1 protein-coding gene is annotated in these 550 nt (G+C 42.4%); it reads right to left on the bottom strand.

Features of this window, described 5'->3' with window-relative positions; genetic code table 11:
- The coding region (locus FEFB_RS08065) for a phage tail protein (protein ID WP_200898285.1) at positions 1 to 550 on the bottom strand (550 nt) is incomplete at both ends.

Genomic DNA, 550 nt, shown 5'->3' with positions numbered 1-550 from the left:
GTCACTTCTAACAGTTCCTTAATTCGATTCTTCAAATCATTAGCAGTCTGTTGAGTGTTCTGACGTTGTTGCTGGGCATACTGCATGGCCGCCTGATAATCTAACTGGTACTGTGATAGTGTCCGATTCTTCGTTCCAATCGTGAGTGACATCTTATGCGGTTGCGTAATGTCCAATTTTTTCGCTACCACTTGCAAATCTTCAACCAGACCCAAGAACTGGTCATATATTGGATAGAAATTACCAATTTCAAATGACTTATAAGCATTATCTAGTAACGATATATCGACCACATCAACCGACCACGTTAGCAATCCGACTCGCTGATTTTGCAGGTAATCCTGTCCTTTGCTCTTTAGAATGCTAGGAACTTTTACATTGTTCCACTCGACAGCCTTCTGAATAATGCCAAAGCGACTAATCAAAGCTGTGTCGTCTAGGTAACGAATCCCGTTGTTGACCGATTCAATAGTTGTCTTTGGTTGAGCAGCCGCTGTGTCATCACTAGACTGTTCAGTCTGTTCTTGCTCAATTGGCGAACCGATTGGTA

Origin of the sequence: Fructobacillus sp. EFB-N1 (genome assembly GCF_001038455.1) — a bacterium.
Lineage (GTDB): Bacteria > Bacillota > Bacilli > Lactobacillales > Lactobacillaceae > Fructobacillus > Fructobacillus cardui.
Note: the sequence above shows the minus strand (reverse complement) of the source record. Positions and strands in the feature narration are given on the sequence as shown.